The 2,974-nt window shown below is 28.3% G+C and carries 3 protein-coding genes; 2 read left to right on the top strand and 1 reads right to left on the bottom strand.

Annotation, left to right across the window (positions count from 1 at the left end; translation table 11 throughout):
- The coding region (locus AMN81_RS05885) for a molecular chaperone DnaJ (RefSeq protein WP_072091159.1) at positions 1-388 on the bottom strand (388 nt) is incomplete at its 3' end.
- A 15-nt stretch (positions 389-403) separates the two neighbouring features.
- Here AMN81_RS05885 and AMN81_RS05890 point away from each other — a divergent pair.
- Together AMN81_RS05890 and AMN81_RS05895 are read left to right on the top strand one after the other, a co-directional pair.
- Positions 404-2,479 (top strand): S9 family peptidase, encoded by a 2,076-nt coding sequence (locus tag AMN81_RS05890; RefSeq protein WP_072091160.1) that lies wholly within the window; start codon positions 404-406, stop codon positions 2,477-2,479.
- 101 nt (positions 2,480-2,580) lie between these two features.
- Positions 2,581-2,974: Hsp20 family protein (locus AMN81_RS05895; protein ID WP_072091162.1), on the top strand; the 394-nt coding region annotated here is incomplete at its 3' end.

A 2,974-nucleotide genomic window follows, 5' to 3' on the forward strand; every position in this document is an offset into this window, starting at 1 on the left:
TAAGTGCTTCTTTGGTTGGTTTCTTATTAATATCTAAATTTAAAATCTTATATGCCTCATTTGTTGATAATGATGAAGAATTATTATTTTGATATTGATTAAAAGAAAATCTTCCTGAATTTCTTAAAGTTTGAATAAGCCTATAAAGAGAAACCAATTGAATCAATGATAAACCTTTAAGCTTTACTAGCGCAAGACTTGCAAGAGTTAATGGCAATGTAAGTAAAAATTTTCCTCCAATAGCAAATAAAACTGCTAATAAAGCCAATAATAAAATTGTTATTAGTCTCACCCCTTTTGACATTTTTTTTGGAGAAATATTTGACCACCATCTTAATAAAAAATATAAGATGACTAAAATTACAAGTAGATAAATAATAATATTCATATATTTCCTTATTTGATGAAAGTACCACAACTTAAAAAAAAACTAGAGATAAAATCTTGTCACAATATTGAGTGGGAAGATAATTATAGCTGGATTCATCAAAAAGATATTTTGGAAGTTCTCAGAGATAAAAGCAAGTTAGATCCTGAAGTTAAAAAATATTTAGAAGACGAAAATACTTACACAGAACACCATTTAAAAGATACAAAAGATATTCAAAAAAAATTATTCGATGAAATTAAAGGAAGAATTAAATTAGAAGATGAATCTTTACCCTATAAAGATCATACCTATGAGTATTGGACAAAAACTACAACAAAAGGAAATTATTCGATAAAACTGAGAAAAAAAATTGGTTCAAAAAATATAGAAGAAATATGGAATGGAGATAAAGAAAAAGAAAAACTTAAAACTGAATATTTTGGAGTTGGTGATTTAGAGGTAAGTAATAATGATAAATATCTAGGATACTCTTTAGATCTTAAAGGTTCTGAATATTATACAATTTATTTAAGAGATATTAAAACAAACAAAATTATTTCAAAAGAAATTACAGAAACATCGGGAGGAATAACATTTAGTTTGGATGATAAATATATTTTTTATTCTAAACTTGATGAAAATCATAGAGCAAGAACTATATACAGACACAAAATAGGAGATTTTGATGGCAAAGATGAATTAATATTTGAGGAGAAAAGCGAGGCTTTTACAGTAGGAATTGGAAAAAGCTCAGATGAAAAATATTTTTTTATAAATACTTCTGACCATAATACTTCAGAGCAATATTACTTTAAATCGGATGAATTAAATCCATCTCCAAAACTGATTATTAAAAGAGAAAGAGGTGTTCTGTATTCTGTTAATTCATGGGATGGTAAATTTTATAATCATACAAATAAAAATGCTGAAGACTTTAAAGTTGATATTTGTGAGAATTTAGAAAATCAAAGTTGGAAAACATATATTCCAGCAAAAGATGAGGTTTTGATTGGTGGATTAACATTCCTTAAAAATTGGATTATACGTGGTGAAACTTCAGAAGCTTTAGATAAATTATTTGTTAAAAATATTGCTACCAATACAGAGGAAGAATTAATTTTTTCTGATGAATCTGTTTATGTTCCGGGAGTAAGCTTAACTCAAAAAGATAGAAATACTGATGAAGTTTATTTGGGATATTCATCACCCAAAACTCCTTCTAGAGTGTTTAAATATAATTTAGCAACAAAATCTAAAGAACTTGTAAAAGAGCAAGAAATTCCATCCGGTCATAATAAAGATGAGTATATTGTTGAGAGAGTTGAATTTAAATCTCATGATGGGAGAATGGTTCCATTAACAATTACAAGACACAAAAAAACAAAAATTGATGGGTCTGCAAATGTTTTATTATATGGATATGGATCTTATGGAAATTCCATGTCCCCAAGTTTTTCTTCCACAAGATTAAGTCTTATAAATAGAGATATAATTTGGGCCACAGCTCATATCAGAGGTGGTATGGAAAAAGGTATGAAGTGGTGGAAAGAAGGAAAATTAACAAACAAAAAAAATACTTTTGAAGATTATATTTACGCAGCAAAATATTTGATCGAAAAAAATTATACGTCAAAAGGAAATATTATTGGAATGGGTGGATCAGCTGGAGGATTATTAATGGGAGCTGTAGTCAATCAATCTCCTGAATTATTTTTAGGAATTATTATGGCTGTTCCTTTTGTAGATTCTTTAACAACAAATCTTGATCATTCTTTACCTTTAACTGTGGGAGAATTTGACGAATTTGGAAATGCAAAAGAGAATAAAGAACACTTTGATTATATTTTTTCATACGCACCTTACAACAATATTAAAAAAATGGATTATCCACATATTTTTATTACAACAAGTTTAAGTGATAATAGAGTTTTATTTGATGAGCCTGCAAAGTTCACAGCAAAACTTAGAGATTACAAAACTGATAATAATTTACTTCTTTTAAAAACCGAAATGAATGCTGGTCATGGTGGAAAATCTGGAAGAGATGGCGCAATAGAAGAAATTGCTATTGACTATGCATTTGCATTAAAAATTTCAAAAAAAATTTAGTACACTTTAAATCTTGAAAAAAACAAATTAATTCCCATATAAATCTAGTAAGTCGCCTAATGGGGCTTACTAAATAAACTTGCTTAACAAAGGAGGATATTATGACAAGTAAGGATCTATCTATATTTAACTCACTTAGACCTTTTTCAATTGGTTTTGATGATATGTTCGACCAATTCGAAAATATGTTGGGAAATGGGAATTTGACGATGCAGTCAAATTATCCACCATACAACATACGTAAGACAGGTAAAGACAACTATGCAATTGAGGTTGCATTAGCTGGCTTTAGCAAAAAAGACGTAGAGGTTGAGTTTGAAGATAATTTATTAACAGTTAGAACAAAACAAGTTAATAAGTCTGAAAACAGTGATGTTGATGGAGAAATAATTCATAAGGGTATTTCTCAAAGACAATTTGCAAGATCATTTACTATAGCTGATGATGTAAAAGTTAATGGTGCTGAGCTTAAAGACGGTCTTTTAACAATATCTT

Source organism: Candidatus Pelagibacter communis, assembly GCF_001179845.1.
Lineage (GTDB): Bacteria > Pseudomonadota > Alphaproteobacteria > Pelagibacterales > Pelagibacteraceae > Pelagibacter > Pelagibacter ubique_Q.